This window comes from Desulfoferula mesophila (assembly GCF_037076455.1).
Classification (GTDB): Bacteria; Desulfobacterota; Desulfarculia; order Desulfarculales; family Desulfarculaceae; genus Desulfoferula; species Desulfoferula mesophila.
In genome coordinates this window covers 4,045,034-4,065,064 of sequence record NZ_AP028679.1, presented here as the reverse complement: position 1 = coordinate 4,065,064, position 20,031 = coordinate 4,045,034, and the positions used below count along the sequence as shown (strand labels likewise).

Below are 20,031 nucleotides of genomic sequence, written 5' to 3'. Positions count from 1 at the left end.
CTCACTCCCGCAGGGCCACCACCGTGCCGAAGCGGCCGGCGGTCTTGTCGCGGCGATAGGAGAAAAACTCCGGGCTGCACACGGTGCACCGGCCGCTGGTGAATATGCGCTGGGGCCGCACCCCGGCAGCCTCCAGTTGGTGGCGGGTGGCCGCCTCCAGGTCGAAGTGGTTCTCCCCCACCCTGAAGGGCGCGAACCAGGCGGGGAGTTTCTCGCGCCAGTTGACGAACTCGCCGCAGCAGGCCCCCAGGCTGGGGCTCACCGCCGCGTGGATTTCATGGGGCTCCACCCCGTAGCGCTCGCGCAGAAACTCCACGCCCTTGGCGGGCATGCCCGCCGCGTTGCCCCGCCATCCGGCGTGCAGGTTGGCCACCACCCCCCGCTCCGGCGCGGCCAGGATCACCGCCTGGCAGTCGGCCTGCTTGATGAGTAGCCCCACCCCCGGCTGGTCGGTAGTCAGGCCGTCGGCCACCCCCGCGGGCCAGGCCTCCTCGCCGTTCACGGCCACGATGTCGGTGCCGTGCACCTGGCGCACCCAGGCCAGGCGCTTCAGGCCCAGGGTCCGGCGCAGGCGCTCCAGGTTGGGCCCCGCCTGGTCCCCAGACGCGGCCAGGTCCACCTGGCGGGTGCTCACGGCGTGCAGCAGGCCGGGCAGGGCCTCCAGCGCGGGGAAGGCCCAAAAATCCACCTCCCCCAATCGCAGGGGGCGCAGGGGCCCGGCGCCGGGGCTCTCAAGCGGTGTGCTCAAGCTCTTGCTCCACGATGGGCTGCACCCGCACGCATTCCAACCCCGCCCGGCGGCAGATGGCGAACACCTCTTCCAGGCCGCCATCGACCGGGGAAAGTATGGATATGATCACCCGGGTGGCCTCGTACTTGTCGGCCAGTTCGGCGATGTCGTGCCGGGTGCCCAGCACCGGGATGCCGTGAATGACCAGGCCGCGCTTGGCCGGGTCGTCGTCCACGAAGGCCACCGGAACGTAGGGCAGGGCCGGGTTGTTGCGCAGCTCGCGCAAAAGCAGCTCTCCGCCGTCGCCCGCCCCCATGATCAGCACCGGTTCGCCCTCTTTGTGCATTATGCTCTCGGTGAACACCCTCACCAAAGAGCGGCTGCCCGCCAGGAAAAAGAAGCTCACGAAAAAGTCGATGATCGCCGCCGACAGGCTGTAGCCCTGATCGCGCAGGAGCAGGGTGCCCCCCACCACCACCAGCGAGCCGGCCAGCGAGGCCTTGGACAACTGGATCATGGCGTGGACCGAAACGTAGCGCCACTCGCCCCGGTAGACCCCGAAAAGCCACAGGAACAGGATCTTGGCCGCCAGGACCCAGGGCAAAGAGACGGTGAGCAGGTTCATCTGCTCCGGCCCCAGGCTGCCCTCGAACCGCAAGAGCCAGGCCGCGGTGTAGGCGGCGGAAAGCAAAAGCAGGTCGGTGAGTATCTGCACCAGCTGCTTTTTGTGCAGCACCAGCTGGTCCAGCAGGGGGCTTTGCCAGCGGCGTCTGGCGCGCTCCGGGGAGTTGTATACCTTCACCCCGCCCAAAAACACCCCGAAGAACACGAAGACCACGATCACCACCGCGATGACCACCATGGCCACCAGGGGGGTGAGGAAATGCAGGAAAATGGCCAGCAGCCCCCCGGCCAGGCTCACCGCGATGAGCACCAGCACGGCCCGGCGTTCGCTGAGCCCCAAAAACACCAGGCGGTGGCTGGAGTGGTCGCGGCCGCCCTGGGCGATGGAGCGGCCGTGGCTGGTGCGTTGGAAGCTGACCAGGGCGGTGTCGAACAGGGGCACCACCAACACCCCCACCGGAATCAACAGGGCCAGCATCAGGTTGCTGGCGCCGCCGGCCCCCAGCACGGTGCAACCGGCCAGGCTGAAGCCCAGGAACAGGCTGCCGCAGTCGCCCATGAAAATTTTGGCCGGGTTGAAGTTGTAGATGAAAAAGCCCGCCGCGGCTCCGGCCAGGGCGGCGGCGGGCACCCCCAGTTGGGGCGCGCCCTTCACCGCCGCCACCAGGGCCAGAATGGTCCCGGCGGACAGGGTGACCCCGGAGCTGAGGCCGTCCATGTTGTCCAGGATGTTGACCGCGTTGGTGACCCCCACCAGCCACAGGAGGGTGAAGGGTACGTTGAGCCAGGTCCAGGCGATGAAATCAAAACGCAGGCCCAGGGCCACGGCCACGGTGGCCACCAAAAGCTGGGCCAGGAACTTCACCTGGGGTTTTAGCTCGAAGATGTCATCGGCCAGACCCACCAGGAACATGGCGCCGGCGCAGACCACCAACACCAAATCCTGGCTGCTCCGGCCGCCCAGGAAGAGCCAGCTGAGCATGAAGGCCAGATAGATGGCCACTCCGCCGTAGATGGCCGTGGGGCGGCGATGCCAGCGATCCTGGCGCGGGGCCACCACCCAGCCCATGCGGCGGGCCAGGGCCATCACCGCCGGGGTGAGCAGGGCGGCGGCGGCCAGGGCCAGGACAAAGCAATAGATCAGTCTCATGCCGACGGCTCGCTTGGAGACGCGGCGGGCAAGCTCAGCGCTCCCGGTAGTAGCGTATTACCGACTCCACCACCTGTTCGATGCCCATCTGGGGGACGAAGCCCACCAGATCCCGCAGCCTGTCCACGGAAGGCACCCTCCGGTGCATGTCCTCGAAACCGTCCTTGTAGGCCTGTTCGTAGGGGACCATCTTGATGGGCGAGCTGCTCCCGGTCATTTTTTTCACCAGCTCGGCCAGCTCCAGGATTTTCACTTCCTTGGTGGAGCCCACGTTGACCACCTTGCCCACCGCCTCCGGGGTCTCGGCCAGGGCGGACAGGCAGCGCACCACCTCGTCCACCGCCGAGAAACAACGGCTCTGGGTTCCGTCGCCGTAGACCGTGATGGGCTGGCCGCTCAGGGCCTGGCGCACGAAGCTGGGCAGCACCATGCCGTAGCGGCCGGTCTGGCCCGGGCCCACGGTGTTGAACAGACGGGCCACCACCACCGGCAGGCCCCGGTCCCGGCAATAGGCCAGGGCCAGGAACTCGTCGATGGCCTTGGAACAGGCGTAGGACCAGCGGCCCTTGCTGGTGGATCCCAGCACCAGGTCGTGGTCCTCCACAAAGGGCACATGCGAGTTTTTGCCGTAGACCTCGCTGGTGGAGGCCAATATCACCTTTTTGCCTTTTTTGTTGGCCAGGCGCAGCAGCGTCTCGGTGCAGCCAATGTTGGTCTCGATGGTCCTCACCGGGTTCTCCACGATCAGCCGCACTCCCACCGCGGCGGCCAGGTGGTAGATGACCTTGGCGCGGTCCACCATCTCCGCCAACAAGGCCTCCTTGCGCATGTCGGCGATGGTGTAGCTGAACCCGGGATGATCCTTGTAGGGCTCTATATTGTGGATGCCGCCCGTGGATAAATCGTCGATAACCTCAACCGGTTGCCCCAGGGATAACAGGTGCCCGGTCAGGTGGCGGCCTATGAAGCCGGCTCCGCCGGTGATGAGGGCGTGCGTGTGCTGGGGTGTTAGCTGATTCATTTAAGGTGCCTAGCCAAGGGTGTTTATAACCCCATTTGAGGGTCCGGTTTCGGTTTTGCTGCCCACCTCCTCGCCGCACACGGCGCAGAGGTAGGAATATTTTTCTCCCGTGGGCAACACCAGCAGCAGACGCCGGCGCACCGGCTGGGCCTTGCCGCAGCGGGGGCAAAACAGGCTGGTGGCTTCCAGGTCCTTGTATTGTCCCCGGCCGCCCCTGGGCATACCCGGCAGCATTCTCTCTCTCCTAGGTCTGCAGCTCAAGCTGCTCGATAAGCTGATCCAGGTAGCCTATGAGCCACTTGCGCTGGCCGTCGTCGGCGTAATCTGTGCAGGCGCAGCGCAGGCTCTGGGAGGCGCGCACCAAAAGCTCCAGGCGCAGACCGTCCAACTCCAGCACCACGGCCACCCGGTGGGGGCCGCAGTCGGCGTGCTCCCGCTGGGTGGGGCTCAGCAATTCCTCGGGCATTGGAAGCCAAAAGACGTCGGGCAGGCCCGAGACCTCCAGGGTGGCCTCCAGGTGGCCGGCGAGCTTTTCCATATCCGCGGGAGTCAGTTCGTCTATTACCAGGGAGCGCATGCTTCAGGTTCCTTATTGGCCCGCCAGCTGGGCGTCGCGGGCGCGCCCGCCTTTGTAGGCGTCGATGATGCCGTATATCCACAGCGCGGCGGTAAGCCCGCCCAAGGTCAGCAGCCAGCCCACGCCCTGCTTGATGAGCTGGGCCCTCAGGGCGCCGATCTTGTCCGGTCCGGCGTAGCCGTCCAGGGCCAGCACCGCCTGGCTTATCTCGTGAAAGGCGAAGCCCAGGGTGAGCATGAACAACAGGCTGGCCGCGGCCACCATCATGGCGCCCTTGCCCACCTGACGGTTCACGATCTGCCCCAGGCCGGGTATCACCAGGCCGGAAAGCAGGGGCGATACGATGGCCCGGCGCACGGCCTAGCCTTCCCGCCCGTAAACTGCCAAATACTCTTCCACCCGCCGCACGTCGGCGTCTTCCAGGGGGCGCATGCCGCCGGCCACCATGACCGGCTCGCCCACCTGGGCCAGGTATCGCACCATCTGCCGGATGCCCAGCAAAGACCACACCTTGACCCCGGTGTCCTGCACAAAGGCGGCCAGGGCGTCGGGGCCGCGCACCCCTTCGACCAGCTTGCCCTGCTCATCGTACACCGCCTGGGTCTGCTCGCGGTCCACCCCCAGGAGCACTCCCAGCACCTGGAAGGGTTGGCCCAGGCGCCGGCCCTCGGCCTCCAGCTTAACCAGCAGGTCGCGCTTGGTGGCCATGGAGGTGCCCACGTCGTCGATGATGAGTAGCTTGGCCCCCGGGGTCAGCGCTCCGGTGACGAACATGGCCTTGGCCCCGCTGGCCTCGCCGTGGGTCTTGGCCTCCTTGCGGTCGTAGTCAAAGGCCAGCTCGGCCTCGGCGTCTTCCCACAGGCACATGGCCGCGGCCAGGGCCAGGGCGCTGCCCTTGTAGGAAGGCCCTACGATCACCGGGTTTTGGCCGATCAGGCCCTGTTCGGCGATCCAGCCCGCGAAACAGCGCCCCATCTCCAGGGCCAGGCGGCCGGTGTTGAGCTTGCCCAGGTTGACGAAATAGGGGGTAGGGCGCCCGTCCTTGAGACGCAGGTCCGGGGCGAAGAACAGGGCTCCGCTGCCGGCCAGAAGGCGGGCCAATCTCTGTTGATAAGGCTTCAGTTCCAGCAAGGCTACTAACTCCTTTGTCGCCCGGGCCCAAAAATCACTAACAGGCTAGCGTAAACCCCTCGTCGGCGCAAGCGCCCCCAAAAAGGCAGGGCTATAAAAAGTCGGGCGTAACCACGTACTTATTGACCAGATGGTGGGGCAGGTAGGACTCCTTGGCCTGGCGCAGGCCGCTGAGCCCCAGGTCTTGCTCCCGGTTTATATAAGTCATCCCGGCCCAGGCGTTGGTCACGAACAGCTTGTTGATGGCCGCGTAGATGCCCTCAAAGGCAGGGTTGCCTTTTTCCAGATGAATCACCGCCGTGTCCGGCGACAAGGGCTCGCCCAGGCTGAAGGCCTCCACCTTGCCGTCGATCAAGATCACCCCGCCCGAGTAATCCAGGTCCTGGTAGTTGCTCAGGGCCTCATAGATGGCCCGATCCTCGCTGGCCAGGCCGGGGTCTTCGTCGCACTCGCGCAAGCGGCACCAGTTTTCCTGCATATCCAGCACCTGGCGGATAAACTGGGCCTCCAAGGGCCGGTACTCGAAGCGGTAGTTCTTGACGAACTTGTTGAAGTGGTTCTTCTTGCGGTGGAAACGCCGGCCCGGCAACTCGGCCAACTCCGAGGCCAGATAAACGTAATCGCTGTTGTCGCGGTCAAAGTCGATGCTGAAGCGCCCGGTGGCCTCCAGGGCCAGGGCCAGCTCCTCGCCCACCCGCTGCAGCTGATGGGGATAGCCCGCTTGGGCCAGATCCCGGCACAGGGTTTCGGCGGCCCCCACCCGGTCCCCGGCCCCGGCCGGGGGCAGGCCGAAGGGCTCGCTGCCCTCCAGACAGGCGGCCACCAGCAGGCAGCCGTCGGCCTCGCGCCAGTGGGGTTGGTAGTGGCGCCGCCACATGAACAGGTTGGAAAAGGTAAGCTCGCTGATGGCCGGTGGGCCCGCCCGCAAATGGCGGGTGAAAACTTCCTTGTCCGTCAACTCCAGGTGCTTGTATCCCGCGAGGCGCAAAAGCATGTCTCCAAGGCGAAAGTCAAAATTTGTTTAGCTGTCGTGTCTACATCTACCTTAAAGCGGCGGACCCGCCAAGGGAAGGACCAAGGCGTTGACAAGGGTTTTGGCCTGTGCCATGTTTAGACGCTTATCACCGCAACCTCCAAGGAACTCAATACCATGGACCCTCTTCACTCCATCGATCCCCAGGTAGCCGCCCTTATCGACAAGGAGGCTCGGCGCCAGGCCTCGGTTTTGCGCATGATCCCTTCCGAGAATTATGCCTCTCCCGCGGTGCTGGCCGCCACCGGCAGCATTCTCTCCAATAAATACTCCGAGGGCTACCCGGCCAAGCGCTACTATCAGGGGCAGGAAAATATTGACGAAATAGAGACCCTGGCCATCGAGCGGGCCAAGGCCCTTTTCCAGGCCGAGCACGCCAACGTGCAGCCCTATTCCGGCAGCCCGGCCAACATGGCCGTGTACCTGGGCCTGTTGGGCAAAAGCGGACGGGTGTTGGGCATGGACCTGGCCGCCGGCGGCCACCTGACCCACGGGGCCAAGGCCAGCTTCTCGGGCACCTATTACGAGGTGATGAGCTACGGCCTGAGCCGGGAGAACGGGCGCATCGACTACGCCCAGGCCCGCCGCCTGGCCCGGGAGTTCAAGCCCCAGATGATTTTTTGCGGCGCCTCTTCCTATCCCCGGGTGGTGGATTTCGCGGCCTTCGCCGAGATCGCCCGCGAGGTGGGGGCGCGCCTGGTGGCCGACGTCAGCCACATCTCCGGGCTGTGCGTCACCGGCCAGCACCCCGCCCCCTTCCCCCACGCCGACGTGGTGACCAGCACCACCCACAAGCTGTTGCGCGGGCCCCGGGGCGGCATGATCCTGTGCCGCGAGGAGCTGGCCAAGGCCATCGACAAGGCGGTGTTCCCCGGTCTGCAGGGCGGCCCCCACAACCAGACCACCGCGGCCATCGCCGTGGCCCTGAAGGAGGCCGCCACCCCGGCCTACGCCGACTACTGCCGCCAGGTGGTGGCCAACGCCAAGGCCCTGGCCGAGGGTCTGCTGGAGCGCGGCTTCACCCTGGTGACCGGGGGCACGGACAACCACCTGGTGCTCATCGACGCCGGGGCGGCGGGCCTCACCGGCAAGTCGCTGGCCGGGGCCCTGGAGCGGGCGGGCATCGTGGCCAACGCCAACAAGATCCCCTTCGACTCCCGCTCGGCCAACGACCCCAGTGGGGTGCGCCTGGGCACTCCGGCCTTGACCACCCGGGGCATGACCGAGGCGGAAATGGACCTGGTCGCCGGGTTCGTGGCCCAGACCGCCGCCAACCTGGAAGACGCGACGGCCCTGGCCAATCTGCGCCAGTTGGTGGCCGACCTGTGCGCCGACTTCCCGGCTCCCGGTATCGATCCCGGCCAGTGTTGATTTTTGAACTGAACTTTTAGTCATAATTGCCTGTGGTTACCCCGAACGGTCCTCACAGGCTCTCAAGGCGGTTCAAATTTTTGTACTCAACCTGGCTGGGCGCGGAAAATGTCTCCACGGGAGCGGCGTGGACAAGTGGTTGAAATTAAAAGACTAGGAAGGGGAAAAAGAGATTGAGGCCTGGTTGGCATCCTAATTGCTTTCATATTGGGGCAACCAGCTTCTAAAAGCCTTTTCTCCTTTCCTAGAGAGCGCCGGGACTAGCCACCCGGCGCTTTCTTTTTGTTTTAACCCTTGGATATAATCCATAAAAAACACCTCTGCCCTTGGTATGGCCCGGTCACGGCATAAATAGGGGCCTCCCCGACTGGGGTGCGAATTTTATACCAAAGGGTAGGGCTGGGGAATTTTTAGGACGAAACAGCGGTGGCCAGACGGGCCAGGCCGGACTTCTTGGCCACCTTTTGGCTCAGGTAATCCAGGTCCGCCGTCTGGGCCAGCTCGGGGCGCTGAAGCAGGATGGCGCGGCAGGCCAGCTCGGCGGCCAGGCCGCTGAGCTCGGCGCATTGGGCCATATGGGCCTTCTTGTCGTCCTTGACTTTTTTGGAGAGCACCCGGCAGCAGGTGGAGCCCCGCTCGGCCTTGAAGGAGTCGTGCAACTGGTGGCTGGCCTCGGCCACCCGGCGGCTGGCGCGGCCGCCGTCCTTGCCCGCGCCGATGAACAGGCCCAGGCCCACGCAGGCCCCGGACACCGCCCCGCACAGGCAACCCGCCCCGCCCAGGCCCTCGCCCAGACCGGCGGTGAGGTTGTTGACCAGGGGCTGATCCAGGCCGCCGCCCAGCCCCAGGTTCAGGGCGGTGAGCACCGCCGGGGCGCAAAGCATGTGGCCGCGCGAAAAAAGCTCCTGGGCCTTGGCCCCCACCAGTTGGCTGATGTCCTGGGTTTCCGGGCTGTTATGTTGCGAGGTCTTAAAGATGGATCGCTCCCGGCCGGTTGGAATGGCTACGCCCCGTTTAAACCCCTCATGGGGGGCGGGCTTAATAAACTTTAGCTGGATTGGGGGGAAGGTCAAATAGTTTAAATAGATAAAACTGACTAAAATTAATTGGTATCGCCTATTTAGTCGGTTCGGGGGCAGAGCTCTTCCGGCGGGGCCAGCAGGGCCAGGGTGGTGACCCGGGGCAGGAGCAGGCCTTCGGGCTGGGCCAAGTCCGGCAGTTGTTCCCCTGGGTTAAGGCCGCTGAGCACCACCCGCCCCACCACCAGCCGACCCTGGCCCTGGGGGGTGCGGGTCTTGAGGCCCCACAGGGCTTGCAGCACCAAAGGTTGGCCCTGGGGCGCGCCCACGTAGAGCATCACGTGGCCGGGCATGTATAGCAGGCTGAGCCAGGGGATGCCGCGCCGCATTATAAGCTCTTGTTTTTTCTGGTTGCCCAGGCCATCCAGGGGGATGTGCTCCACCCCGGCCTTGGCCTGGTCGGCGGAGTTGCGCGGCAGCCACAAGCCAAAGGGGGCCAACAGGTCGCGGGTCAGGGCCGAGCAGTCCCGCCCGCCCCACTGGCCGCCCCAGTCGTAGGGCCGCCCCAACAGGGGGCCGGCCACCTGCTCCAGGTTGGCGGGGGTAAGGGATAGGGGGAAGGGCGCGGCCGCCCCCCGGGGCAGAAAGGCCCCGCCCAGCTTGGCCCGCCCCCCCGGAGCGGCCAGGGGGAAGCGCACCCGCCAGGCCGCCCGGCCACCTTCCCGCCGGGGCAGCAGCCAGCCCAGGGCCGCGTCGCACAAGAAGCCGCCGTCCGGGGTGCGCAGCGGGCCGCCGTCCCGGGTCACGGTCACGAAGGGCCCCTGCTGCCACTGCGCGGCCTGCTCCGCGCTCAGCCGCCCCACCGCCCGGACGGGCAGCCAGCCCAGGGCCAGGGGGGTCTCGGCCACCAGCCAGTCGCCCCTGGGGCTCACCAGCCACACCCGCACCGGCAGGCCGCCGGGCAGGGAGGTCTGTTGCAGGCGGTCGAAAGGAAAGCCGCCGCCGGGGCCTTGGGCGAAATCCGGCTCCCGGCTGGGCAGCACCCGCAGGTTGCAGGGCCCCAGGGTCAGGCCCTTCCAGTCGGTGTTGGGGTAGGCCCGGCCTCCGGCCGCCCGCCACAGGGCCTGGTACCAGCCCTGGGGCCGTTTTCGCAGGTTGACGCCCAGGCCGGGCTCGTCCACCAGCGGCTGGGCCAGGGCCCATAGCTCCGCCCGGCTGTGTTTGGGCGCGCTGCGGGTCCAGCATTCGAAGTAGCGAACCAGATAGTCCGACGCCCGCTCGGCCTGGTAGGCGGGCCGGAGCAGGCAGCCGTCGCCATCGCCGCGCTTGAACAGGGGAGCCAGTTCCTGGGGGGGCAGGACCAGGCCCTGGGGCGGCGCGGGAGCCGGAGCCGGAGCCGGAGCGCAAGCCAGGGCCAGGGCCAAGAGGGCCAGGGCGAAAAGCAGGGCGCTATGGCGGTAAAGGGACGGCAAGAATGCTCCCCCGCATTGTGGTATTAAGTTAGCATTGTACTATGTTGCCCCGGTCCCCGTGAAATATCCGGGCCAGGGCATTTCTGGAGGATCGATGAACCCCGCCGCCCGCAGCGCCCTGATCCAGGCCGCCGGAGCCGAAAACTTCAGCGACGGCCAGGAGGACCGCCTGCTCTATTCCTACGACGCCACCGGCAAGAGCTACCCGCCCGAGGCGGTGGTGCGAGGGGTGGAGGTGGAGCAGATCGCCCGGGTCTTGGCCGCGGCCAGCCAGCACCGGGTGCCGGTGGTGCCCCGGGGGGCGGGCTCGGGCCAGTCCGGCGGCTCCCTGCCGGTGGACGGCGGCCTGGTGCTCAACCTGGCGGGCATGGACCGCATCCTCAAGGTCGACCCCGCCGACCATGTGGCCGTGGTGCAGCCGGGGGTGATCACCGCCGACCTGCAGCGGGCCGCCGAGGCCCGGGGCCTGTTCTATCCCCCCGACCCGGCCAGCGTGGAGTTTTGCACCGTGGGGGGCAACGCGGCCGAGAACTCCGGCGGCCTGCGCGCGGTCAAATACGGCGTGACCCGCGACTACGTGCTGGCCCTGCAGGCGGTGCTGCCCGACGGCCGGGTGCTGCGCACCGGGCGCTCCACCATGAAGACGGTGGTGGGCTACGACCTCACCCGCCTGCTGGTGGGCAGCGAGGGCACCCTGGCGGTGATGACCGAGCTGACCCTGCGCCTGTTGCCCAAGCCCGAGGCCAAAGCCACGGTGAGCGCCCTGTTCCACGAGTTGGAGACCGCCGCCCAGGCGGTGCAGGCGGTGCTCATGAGCGGCATAACCCCGGCGGCCCTGGAGTTTATCGACTCCCAGAGCCTGGGGGCGGTCAACGCCCACGCGGGCCTGGGCCTGCCCCCCGAGGCCGAGGCCATGGTGCTCATCGACGTGGACGGCGCGCCCGAGGTGGTGGCCGGCCAGGCCCGGCGCCTGGCCCGGGTACTGGAGGAGGGCGGCGGGCGCCAGGTGCGCCTGGCCCTGGACCCGGCCGAGGCGGCCGAACTGTGGCGGGCGCGGCGCTCCATGGGCCCGGCCATGTACAATCTGGCCCCCAACAAGCTCAACGAGGACGTGGTGGTGCCCCTGGGCCGCCTGGCCCAGGCCATCCGGGCCATCCACGCAATCGGCCAGCGGCGCGGAGTGCTCATCCCCACCTTTGGCCACGCCGGTGACGGCAACCTGCACGTCAACGTGATGTACGACGCCTCCGACCCCGAACAGAACCGCCAGGCCCACCAGGCGGTCACCGACGTCTTCGCCCAGGTGCTCAAGGTGGGCGGCTCGCTCAGCGGCGAGCACGGGGTGGGCAACGCCAAGCTGGGCTACGTGGGGGCCGAGCTGGACCCGGTGGCCATGGAGCTGATGCGCGGCATCAAGCGGCTCTTTGACCCGGCGGGCATTCTTAATCCTCACAAGGCCGTACCAACCCCCGACATCTTAGCCTAGGCGGCGGCTGCGCCAGGCGGCGCGATACAGCGTTGCGGGCGGCGCTCGCCTCCTCGGCGTATTGGTTGATACGCCTGCGGGTCTCGCGCGCCCGACGCCTTGTCTAGCGCCCCCTGGCTGTGCCGCGGGGATTGGCGGCTTCGCCAGCTGCCCGTGGGCGGTGTTGCCGGTATCGCTCAAGGCTCGCTGTAGGCTCTGCTACAGCTGCGCCTTTCGCTCACCGGACGCCTTGCCCACGAACCCCTGGCGAACCCGCTTATCTGCTTGTCTAGCGCCCCCTGGCCGTGCCGCGGGATGGGGGGATGAGGCTTGCCGTTGCGACAAGCGCAACGACGAAGCAATCTCCGCCCCGCGGCAGGTGCCGCCGATTCCAAGAGATGGCGTAGGTTGGGTTGAGCGAAGCGAAGCCCAACAATTCCCCTGACCGGAAGAGGGCGGAGCTAACCCCCCCTTTCGATCACCGACTTCAGAAAGTGGCCGTCATTGCGAGGCCGGGCAGAGGCAAGCGCGAGGAGGTACTAGGCCGCCCGGTCTGCCCGGCCGCGGCAATCTTCCGTTTCCTCTGTCCTGCCTGCGCTGGCCAGACAGGGCCATCCCGCCTGGGGGAAAGCGAAGATCGCCACGTCGCATCCCCATGGAGATGCTCATCGCGATGACCACTATTGCCGGATGCAAAAGAAAGGGAGGGGATGAACCTCGCCCTCCTGCACTGGCCCGCCCTAATACAGCAGATACAGCGCGGCCAGCATCACCACCAGGAAGATCACCGACAACGGCAGGCCCGCCTTGATGAAATCCCTGGCGTGATAGCGCCCCGGTCCCATGTACAGGGCGTTGACCTGGTGGGTGGGCAGGATGAAAGAGTTGCTGGTGGCCAGCCCCACGGCCAGGGCGGCCAGGCGGGGGTCGGCGTCGGCCTGCAGGGCCAGTTGCACCGCGATGGGCACCAGCAGCACCACCGCCCCCACGTTGCTCACCACCAGGGTGAACACGGTGGAGAGCACCCCCACCAGGGCCAGCAGGGGCAGGGGGGACAAGGGCCCGGCCAGGCCGAGCACCTCCTGGGCCACCCAGGCGGCGGTCCCGGTCTTGAGAGTGGCCATGCCCAAGGGCAACAGGCCGGCCAGCAGGAAAACGGTGCGCCAGTCCACCGCCTGATAGGCTTCCTCCACCCGGATCACCCGGGTGACCAGCATGCCCAGGGCTCCGGTCAACAGGCTGATGCCCAATTGCACCTTGAACACCAGGATCATGGTCAGCGACAGGGCCAGCCACAGGGCGGCCCAGGCCGCTTTGCCCGTGGCCGGGGGCTCCTCGCGCACCGGGGTGCAGAAGACCAGCCAGCCCTTTTCGGCCAGGATGCGGAAGCGTTGCCAGGGCCCCTCCATGATCAGGCTGTCGCCTTCCTGGAGTTTCATCTCCTCAAGGCGCACCTCGCTCGGGGTGTCGCCTCGGAAAATCGCCACCGGGTTGAGCTGGAATTTGCTCACGAAGTGGACCTGGCCCAGGGTTCGGCCCGCCAGCTCGGAACGGGGGGCCACCACCGCTTCCACCGAGCCCCATTGCTGGGGGCTCAGATCCTCGGAAAAGGTTTCCAGGCGGGGCTTGACCTCCAGGTTGAAGTCCAGGGCCAGGCGCTCCAGGGAGGCGGGGGTGGCCACCACCACGGCCTCGTCGCCGGGGTAGAGGATGCTGCGCTCGTCCGGGGCCAGGAGCTTTTCGCCGTGGTGCACCTTGTTGAGCCCCACCAGGTGGGCCCCGTAGCGCCGGGCCATGATCTCGGCGGTAAGGGGTTGGGGCAGCTCGGGGCGCACCCTGAACTCGAAATGCTCGCCGCCCAGGGGATGCAGGCGGCACAGCGCCGCCGCCCGGGGCACCGAGCCCTGGGGCAACACCCGGCTGCCTAAAACCACGAAATACAAGATGCCCGCCGTCACCAGGCACAGCCCCACCGGAGTCACCGAGAACAGGCCGAAGGGGCGCAGCTCAAAGGGGGCGATGAGGTCGTTCAGCAGGATCAGGGGGCTCGACCCCACCAGGGTGAGGGTGCCGCCCAGGATGGCCGCGAAGCCGATGGGCATGAGCAGGCGCGAGATGGGGATGAGGCGCGCGCGGCTGATGCGCTGCACCGCGGGCAGGAACAGGGCCGCGGCCCCGATGTTTTGCAGGATGCTGCTGATGACCGCCACCGTGGCCGAGACGAACACCACCACCCGGCGGCCGCGGCTCCCGGCCAGCTTGAGCACCGGCTTGACCGCCAGGCCCACCAGGCCGGTGCGGTCCAGCCCCGCGCCGATGATCATCACCGCGATTATGGAGACCACCGCGTTGCTCGACAGGCCGGAAAGCGCCTCCTGGGGGGTGACCAGGCCCAGGAGCGGGGTGAACACCATCATCATGATGCCCACCACGTCCACCCGTACCCACTCCACAACGAACAGCAAAACCGCCAGGCCGATTAGAGCCAGCACTTCGATCATCTGATTGGTCAAGGTGAGGGTTTCCATGCGTCCTTTCCCGGTTGGTTTCTATTTATACTCTCCCGGCGGGACGGGAGGAAAGGGCCCGGGGGGATGTGTTAAAATCGCCCCAGGCACCAAACCCCCAAGGAGAGCAGCATGAGCCGCATCGTGGCCATATACGGAAGCCCCCGCCGGGAGGGCAACAGCGCCCTATTGACCGACCAGGCCGTTCAAGGGGCCAGGGAGGCCGGGGCCAGCGTGGAAAAGGTGGTGCTGCGCGACCTGCGCATCAGCCCCTGCCTGGAGCTCTATGGCTGCAAACAGGGCGGGCGCTGCGTCATTCAGGACGATTTCCAGGGGCTCTACGACCAATGCCTGGCCAGCGACGCCATGATCCTGTCCTCGCCCATCTTTTTTTACACGGTCAGCGCCCACACCAAGATCATGATGGACCGCTTCCAGAGCCTGTGGGTCAAAAAGTACTGGATCGACCAGGTGAAGTTCGGCCAGTGGACCCCCAAGCGCAAGGGCCTGTTCATCTCCGTGGGGGCCACCCACGGCCAGAAGCTCTTCGAAGGCGTGCTGCTCACGGTGCGCTATTTCATGGACGTGTTGGACATGGAACTCAGCCAGAGCCTGTTGTATCGGGGTCTGGACCTGGAAGGCGAGGTAAAGGAACATCCCCAATATCTCCAAGAGGCCCGCGAGGCCGGGGCCGCCCTAGCCGCCGGCCTGAACCGGCCCTGATACCCGACTAATTTAATGTTCCAGCCCAATTGTATTCGGCGTATGCATCTGCGATCATCTTAGAAGTAATCTTTTTTCCGGGGCGGGTCATCCATACAGCATGAAAGGCCGTCATTGCGCACCAGCCACAAAATCATAGCGTTGGCCGTGGGCCTGGGGCTGTTCATCTGGTTCGCGGACGGCCTGACGGACTATATCTGGTTTTACAAGGGCAGCTTGTTGGGCCTTTTGCTCACCGAGGTTCCCGCCCACGAGCTATACATCCGCCTGTTGATCCTGGTCTGCTTCGTGGGGTTCGGCGTAGTGGCCGGGGGCATAGTGGAGCGTTTGCAAAAGGCCAGGACGCAGCTAAGCGCCAGCCGTCAATGGCTCTCCACGACCCTGACCAGCATCGGCGACGCGGTAATCGTCACCGACCGCCAAGGCCGGGTTTCTTTCCTCAACCCCACCGCCGAGGGCCTCACCGGCTGGCGGGCCTCCGAGGCCCGGGGCCGGCCCTTGCATGAAGTCTTTAACATCATCAACGAGTACACCCTGAGGCCGGTGGCCAGCCCGGTGGACAAGGTTTTGGCCGAGGGAATCGTGGTGGGCCTGGCCAACCACACCCTGTTGGTGAGCAAGGACGGACGCCGGGCGCCCATCGAGGACAGCGGGGCGCCCATCAAAACCGCCGAGGGAAAAGTGGACGGCGTGGTGCTGGTGTTCCGCGACGTAAGCGGCCGGCGCAAGGCCGAAGAGGAGCGGGCCCGCCTGGACGACCAGCTCAAGCAGAGCCAGAAGCTGGAATCCCTGGGCACTTTGGCCGGGGGCCTCGCCCACGAGTTCAACAACATCCTAACGGTGATGATGGGCTACGGCGAGGCGGCCCTGGGCCAGGCCCGCAACGGCGTAGTCGACATCGCCGACCTGGAGCAGGTGCTGGCCGCCGGGCGCAAGGGCCACAGCCTGGTCAGCGGCATAATGACTTACAGCCGCCGGCAAGAGGCGCGGGTGGGCCCCCTGGACCTGAACCGGACGGTACGCGACGCCGCGGAGTTGCTGGGTCACGCCTTGCCCAAAGCGGTGACCGTGCAGTTGGATCTGGCTCCCGGTCTGGGGAAAATGCTGGGCGATGCGGTGCAACTGGAGCATGTGCTTATAAACCTGGCCACCAACGCCCGCGACGCCATGCCCCAAGGCGGCCTCTTGACGGTGAGCACCTCCGCTCACGCCTCGATGGACGATTGCGGGGTGGACCAGGCCCAGCTTTCCTCCGGCCCCTACCTGCGCCTTAGGGTGCGCGACCAGGGCCAGGGCATGGACGAGGCCACCCAGGAGCGGGTCTTCGAGCCCTTTTTCACCACCAAAGAGGCCGGCCGGGGCACCGGCCTGGGGCTCTCCACGGTGTACGGCATCGTCAACTCCCTGGGGGGGCGCATCGTCTGCCAAAGCGAACCGGGCCAGGGAACCTGTTTCGACCTGTATTTTCCGGTTTGCCAAAACGAGGGCCAGGCGCCCGCACCGGCCTCTTCCGCCGAGCTACCGGACGAGCGGGAGCGTGTTTTGGTGGTGGACGACGAGCCCGCCATCTTGAACCTGGGCCACCGGCTGCTCACCGAGGCCGGCTACCGGGTGGAAGTGGCCGCCGGCGGCGAGGAGGCCCTGGCGCGCTTTAGAGCCAACGGCGGGTTCGACCTGGTGGTCCTGGACATAAGCATGCCGGGCATGGACGGCCGAACCTGCCTGAAGCGCCTGCGGGAGCTGTCGCCGGAGGTGAAGGTGGTCCTGGCCAGCGGGTACGCCCCCCAAGAGCTGATGGAGGAGATGAGCACCTTGGGGCTGCAGGGTTTCGCGGCCAAACCGTTCTTGCGCGGTGAATTGCTTAAAGCGGTGCGTGCCGCCTTGGAGCAGGCTTAGGTACGCTCCCGGGTAGGCGGAGGATTGCTCCCGTTTTTTAACGCTTGTTCCCAATGAATCCAATCGGCCAGGCCGCGCGGGGGAGCCGGGGCGGGCACCGGGTGGGCCCCCAGGGCGCGCGCCGCCGAGGGCGGGTCCACGGTGCCCTTGGGCGACTTGATCACCATCTTCATCATCCCCTGGGCGGCCAGGTGCCCATCGTGGAGCATCTCCTGCTCCAGATAGATCCACTTCTCGTCCCACCACACCACCTTGGTCTCCATGGCAAAGCGCTGGAAGGGCTTGAGCGAGCGCCAGAAACGGGTGGTGGCCGCGGCCAGCAGGGGCCGCCAGCGCTGGCGGCGCATGAAGGGCAACAGACCCACCCGGATGATGAAATCCAGGCGCCCCAGGTCCATGAGGCTCAGGTAGCGGCCGTTGTTCATGTGCAGGTACAGGTCCAGGTCGCCGGGCCACACCCGCAGGCTGATGCGCGAGGTGTCGCCCAGCTTCAGGGGCGGGCGGCCCAGGGCGGCCAGGGCCACCTTGGCGGTGCGCACCAGGGGATACACGGCTAGCGCCAGCCGGTGGAGCCCAGGTGCTGGGCCCCCACCACCACGTGGTCGATGAGCCGCCGGGCGATGGTGGAGCGCGGCGGGATGCGGGGCAGATCTTCCAGGCCGTACCAGCCCGCCTCCACGATCTCCTCGCCGTCCACCTCTATCTCCCCGGCGACCCACTGGCAGGTGAAGCCCACCATGAGCGAGTCGGGAAACGGCCAGGGCTGGGAGGCGAAGTAGCGGATGTCCGTCACGGCGATGCCCACCTCTTCCTTGATTTCGCGGGCCACCGTCTGCTCCAGGGTCTCGCCCGGCTCCACGAACCCGGCCAGCACGCTCATGCGCCCCGGCGCGAAACGCGGCGAACGGCCCAGGAGAACCTTGCCCTCGCGCTGCACGGCCATGATCACCGCCGGGGAGACCCGGGGATAGGCCACCAGGCCGCAGCGGGGGCAGCGCCGGGCCCGCTCTTTGGGATCGTCGATCATGGGCGAGGCGCATACCCCGCAGAAGCGGTTGCGCCGCTCCCAGGCCAGAATCTGCTTGGCCCGGCCGCCCAGGGCGGTCAGCCCCTCGGGCCAGCCCATGGCCAGGCCGTAGAGGCCGTGCCAGGCGTAGCCCTCGGGCGTGGCCGCGGGATGGCCCAGGGTGGCGGCATAGGCGGGCCGCCCCTGCCATTGCCCCAGATAGCGCGCCGTTTCCAACGTGAGCCCCAGCTCCCAGACTTGGCGCGCCAGGGGCAGACGGGGCGGGTCCTCGTCCTGGACCAGGAATTTGTCTTCGTGGTAAATGAGCCACCAAGCCGGGCCGCCGTCGTCCGGGGGCGGGTTGAAACCGGCTATGAATTCATCGCTCATGGCGCTGCACCTTCTTGAGTGTGCCTAGAAAAATATCACAGCCAGGGGCGCCGCGCCAAAAAGCGCCTCTTGGCCTGCCAACGGTATGTGGTAAATTTTAGGGCCTAATCCACCGCTTGACCCGGAGAAGTCATGCTTGCCCGCTGGATGGACTACGCCCGCCGCATGGGCCCCGCCTGGATAGTCAGCGCGGTGGCCTGCGGACCGGCCACCTTGGCCAGCGTGGCCATGGCCGGGGCCTCCTTTGGCTATGAAATGCTGTGGGTGGTTGTTTTGAGCGCGGTGTTCGGCACCACGGCCCAATACCTGGCCGCGCGCGTGGGCATATTGGAGGGCCGGGGGATCATCGCCGCGGCCCGCGAGCGGCTGGGCAAGACCTGGGGTTGGGTCCTGGCCGTGGACGCGGTGTTGGCCACCTACCTGGCGGCCATGGTGCTCATGAACGCCCTGGTGGGAGTCACCGGCCTGGTCACCGGCCTGTCCTCGCCCTGGTGGGGCCTGGCCTACGCGGTGGTGCTCTCCTTTTTGCTCATGCACGGCGGCTACCGCTGGTTCGAGAACCTGTGCAAGTTCCTGGTCATCGGCATCGTGATCTGCTTCGTGATCACCGCGCTGCGCTCCCCCCTGGACCCCGGCGCCATGCTGGCCGGTCTGTGGCCCAGTCTGCCCGGCGGCGGCTCGTCGGCCTTGATGGCCGCGGCCATCATGGGCGGGGCGGTGCACATCACCATCATCGGCATGCACACCTACAACACCAACGCCCGGGGCTGGGGTGTGACCGAGCTGCCCCTGGCCCGCTTCGACACCGTGGTCTCCATGGGTTTGGCCTTTGGGCTGTACAGCCTGGCCATCTTCCTGGTGGGCGCGGCGGTGCTGCACCCGGCGGGGGTGAAGGCGCGCGTGGCCGGCGAGGTGGCCCAGGCCCTGGGCCCCCTGTTGGGGCCGGGGGCGCTGGCGGTGTTTCTGGCCGGGCTGTGGGCGGCCACCTTTTCCACCATCATGCCCACCTACCTGGCCGCCGCCTTTTTCATCTTCGACCAGGCCGGGCTGGCCCCGGACCGCGAGGACAAGCGCTTCAGGCTGGTGCTCATCGGCGGAGTGCTGCTGAGCGCGGTGGGGCCCTTCATCAAGGGCGGCTTCTTCCTGTTGTTGCCGGTGATGCTGGCCCTGGGCCTTTGCGGCACCCCGGTCATCATCGGGGTGATCCTGTATCTGCTCAACCAAAAGCGCTACTACGGCGAGCGGGTGAACTCCTGGGGGCTCAATCTCCTGGGCTTCATCACCTTGGCCATAACCACGATTTTGGCCGCCCGCTTCCTGCTCAGCAAGCTGGGGGTGATGTGATGGAATTCGAGTTGCCGTCGGTGGAGGAGCTCCTCGGCTCCTGGACCTTGATCACCGGCGAGGTGAACACCGGCAAGACCGACATGCTCTCCAGGATCATGGCCGCCTTCGCCCAGGGGGAGCACGGGCGCATGGCCCTCATGGACATGGCTCCGGAGCTTACCCGGGGGGTGGGCGGCAAGCTGGCCCTCCCGCAGGGGGTGCACCTCAAGGTCTGCGCGCCGTCCATAGTCGCCCCCCGGCTCACCGGCAAGACGCCCGAGGAGGTGCAGGCCCTGGCCAGGCAAAACGCCGCCAACCTGGCCACGGCCCTGGAGGGCTACCTGGCCGTGCCGGCGGAGGTGTTGTTCATCAACGACGTGTCGCTGTATTTGCAGGCCGGGGACCCGGCCAAGCTCTACGAGGCGATGGAGGCCACCCCCACGGTGGTCATCAACGGCTACCTGGGCACCAGCCTGGGCGGAGGCGAAATGGGCGAGCTCGAGCGGCGGCGCATGGAAGAGTTGGCCGCCCGCTGCGCCCGGGTGTACCGCCTGGCGTGACGCCGTAGGCTTATTGCGATATTTCCCTCA

At 66.8% G+C, this 20,031-nt stretch carries 19 protein-coding genes; 6 read left to right on the top strand and 13 right to left on the bottom strand.

The genetic code is table 11. The annotated features are described in order from the left end of the window. Position 1: 1 nt before the first annotated feature. The 8 genes from AACH32_RS18745 to AACH32_RS18710 form a co-directional block, all read right to left on the bottom strand. Entirely contained in the window at positions 2 to 748 is a 747-nt protein-coding gene (locus AACH32_RS18745; protein ID WP_338602974.1) for a polyphenol oxidase family protein, read from the bottom strand. Then, the gene (locus AACH32_RS18740; RefSeq protein ID WP_338602971.1) at positions 732 to 2,504 is read right to left on the bottom strand and encodes a hypothetical protein; all 1,773 of its coding nucleotides are present in this window, start codon (positions 2,502 to 2,504) and stop codon (positions 732 to 734) included. Before AACH32_RS18740 ends, AACH32_RS18745 begins: the two co-directional genes overlap by 17 nt. A gap of 34 nt (positions 2,505 to 2,538) precedes the next feature. Continuing rightward, positions 2,539 to 3,525, bottom strand: coding sequence for an NAD-dependent epimerase/dehydratase family protein (locus AACH32_RS18735; RefSeq protein ID WP_338602969.1), 987 nt, complete (start codon positions 3,523 to 3,525; stop codon positions 2,539 to 2,541). 9 nt (positions 3,526 to 3,534) lie between these two features. Then, positions 3,535 to 3,759 carry a hypothetical protein gene (locus tag AACH32_RS18730; protein ID WP_338602967.1) on the bottom strand — a complete coding sequence of 75 codons (225 nt, stop codon included), beginning with the start codon at positions 3,757 to 3,759 and terminating at the stop codon, positions 3,535 to 3,537. Between the two features lie 10 nt (positions 3,760 to 3,769). Further along, positions 3,770 to 4,102 (bottom strand): hypothetical protein, encoded by a 333-nt coding sequence (locus tag AACH32_RS18725; protein WP_338602964.1) that lies wholly within the window; start codon positions 4,100 to 4,102, stop codon positions 3,770 to 3,772. Between the two features lie 12 nt (positions 4,103 to 4,114). After that, the gene (locus tag AACH32_RS18720) at positions 4,115 to 4,459 is read right to left on the bottom strand and encodes a hypothetical protein (RefSeq protein ID WP_338602961.1); all 345 of its coding nucleotides are present in this window, start codon (positions 4,457 to 4,459) and stop codon (positions 4,115 to 4,117) included. 3 nt (positions 4,460 to 4,462) lie between these two features. Continuing rightward, positions 4,463 to 5,233 carry an orotate phosphoribosyltransferase gene (locus AACH32_RS18715; RefSeq protein ID WP_338602958.1) on the bottom strand — a complete coding sequence of 257 codons (771 nt, stop codon included), beginning with the start codon at positions 5,231 to 5,233 and terminating at the stop codon, positions 4,463 to 4,465. A gap of 91 nt (positions 5,234 to 5,324) precedes the next feature. Continuing rightward, the gene (locus tag AACH32_RS18710) at positions 5,325 to 6,227 is read right to left on the bottom strand and encodes a DUF2156 domain-containing protein (RefSeq protein ID WP_338602956.1); all 903 of its coding nucleotides are present in this window, start codon (positions 6,225 to 6,227) and stop codon (positions 5,325 to 5,327) included. A 156-nt stretch (positions 6,228 to 6,383) separates the two neighbouring features. On the opposite strand from AACH32_RS18710, the gene glyA reads away from it, so the two are divergent. Beyond that, positions 6,384 to 7,637: a serine hydroxymethyltransferase gene (glyA, locus tag AACH32_RS18705; protein ID WP_338602953.1), complete on the top strand. Its 1,254-nt coding sequence runs from the start codon at positions 6,384 to 6,386 to the stop codon at positions 7,635 to 7,637. A 410-nt stretch (positions 7,638 to 8,047) separates the two neighbouring features. Here the strand turns inward: glyA and AACH32_RS18700 are convergent, their stop codons facing one another. Both AACH32_RS18700 and AACH32_RS18695 read right to left on the bottom strand, forming a co-directional pair. Then, entirely contained in the window at positions 8,048 to 8,560 is a 513-nt protein-coding gene (locus AACH32_RS18700; protein ID WP_338602950.1) for a C-GCAxxG-C-C family protein, read from the bottom strand. A gap of 197 nt (positions 8,561 to 8,757) precedes the next feature. Further along, the gene (locus AACH32_RS18695) at positions 8,758 to 10,128 is read right to left on the bottom strand and encodes an NlpC/P60 family N-terminal domain-containing protein (RefSeq protein WP_338602946.1); all 1,371 of its coding nucleotides are present in this window, start codon (positions 10,126 to 10,128) and stop codon (positions 8,758 to 8,760) included. A 94-nt stretch (positions 10,129 to 10,222) separates the two neighbouring features. Between AACH32_RS18695 and AACH32_RS18690 the strand changes: the two genes are divergently transcribed. Continuing rightward, positions 10,223 to 11,614, top strand: a complete 1,392-nt coding sequence (locus tag AACH32_RS18690; RefSeq protein WP_338602943.1) for an FAD-binding oxidoreductase — start codon at positions 10,223 to 10,225, stop codon at positions 11,612 to 11,614. A gap of 719 nt (positions 11,615 to 12,333) precedes the next feature. On the opposite strand, the gene AACH32_RS18685 is transcribed toward AACH32_RS18690, so the two are convergent. Further along, the gene (locus AACH32_RS18685; RefSeq protein WP_338602941.1) at positions 12,334 to 14,121 is read right to left on the bottom strand and encodes an SLC13 family permease; all 1,788 of its coding nucleotides are present in this window, start codon (positions 14,119 to 14,121) and stop codon (positions 12,334 to 12,336) included. A gap of 111 nt (positions 14,122 to 14,232) precedes the next feature. Between AACH32_RS18685 and AACH32_RS18680 the strand changes: the two genes are divergently transcribed. Both AACH32_RS18680 and AACH32_RS18675 read left to right on the top strand, forming a co-directional pair. After that, positions 14,233 to 14,823 (top strand): flavodoxin family protein, encoded by a 591-nt coding sequence (locus tag AACH32_RS18680; protein ID WP_338602939.1) that lies wholly within the window; start codon positions 14,233 to 14,235, stop codon positions 14,821 to 14,823. A gap of 114 nt (positions 14,824 to 14,937) precedes the next feature. Continuing rightward, positions 14,938 to 16,719 carry a hybrid sensor histidine kinase/response regulator gene (locus AACH32_RS18675; RefSeq protein ID WP_338602937.1) on the top strand — a complete coding sequence of 594 codons (1,782 nt, stop codon included), beginning with the start codon at positions 14,938 to 14,940 and terminating at the stop codon, positions 16,717 to 16,719. On the opposite strand, the gene AACH32_RS18670 is transcribed toward AACH32_RS18675, so the two are convergent. Continuing rightward, the gene (locus AACH32_RS18670) at positions 16,716 to 17,270 is read right to left on the bottom strand and encodes a thioesterase family protein (protein WP_338602934.1); all 555 of its coding nucleotides are present in this window, start codon (positions 17,268 to 17,270) and stop codon (positions 16,716 to 16,718) included. The two genes, AACH32_RS18675 and AACH32_RS18670, sit on opposite strands and share 4 nt — an antisense overlap. A 2-nt stretch (positions 17,271 to 17,272) precedes the next feature. Further along, on the bottom strand, positions 17,273 to 18,115 hold the full coding sequence (nudC, locus tag AACH32_RS18665; RefSeq protein ID WP_338602932.1) for an NAD(+) diphosphatase: 843 nt from the start codon (positions 18,113 to 18,115) through the stop codon (positions 17,273 to 17,275). A 132-nt stretch (positions 18,116 to 18,247) separates the two neighbouring features. Between nudC and AACH32_RS18660 the strand changes: the two genes are divergently transcribed. Then, positions 18,248 to 19,459, top strand: a complete 1,212-nt coding sequence (locus AACH32_RS18660; protein ID WP_338602929.1) for an Nramp family divalent metal transporter — start codon at positions 18,248 to 18,250, stop codon at positions 19,457 to 19,459. Then, positions 19,459 to 20,001 carry a hypothetical protein gene (locus AACH32_RS18655; RefSeq protein WP_338602928.1) on the top strand — a complete coding sequence of 181 codons (543 nt, stop codon included), beginning with the start codon at positions 19,459 to 19,461 and terminating at the stop codon, positions 19,999 to 20,001. Before AACH32_RS18660 ends, AACH32_RS18655 begins: the two co-directional genes overlap by 1 nt. Positions 20,002 to 20,031 lie beyond the last annotated feature (30 nt).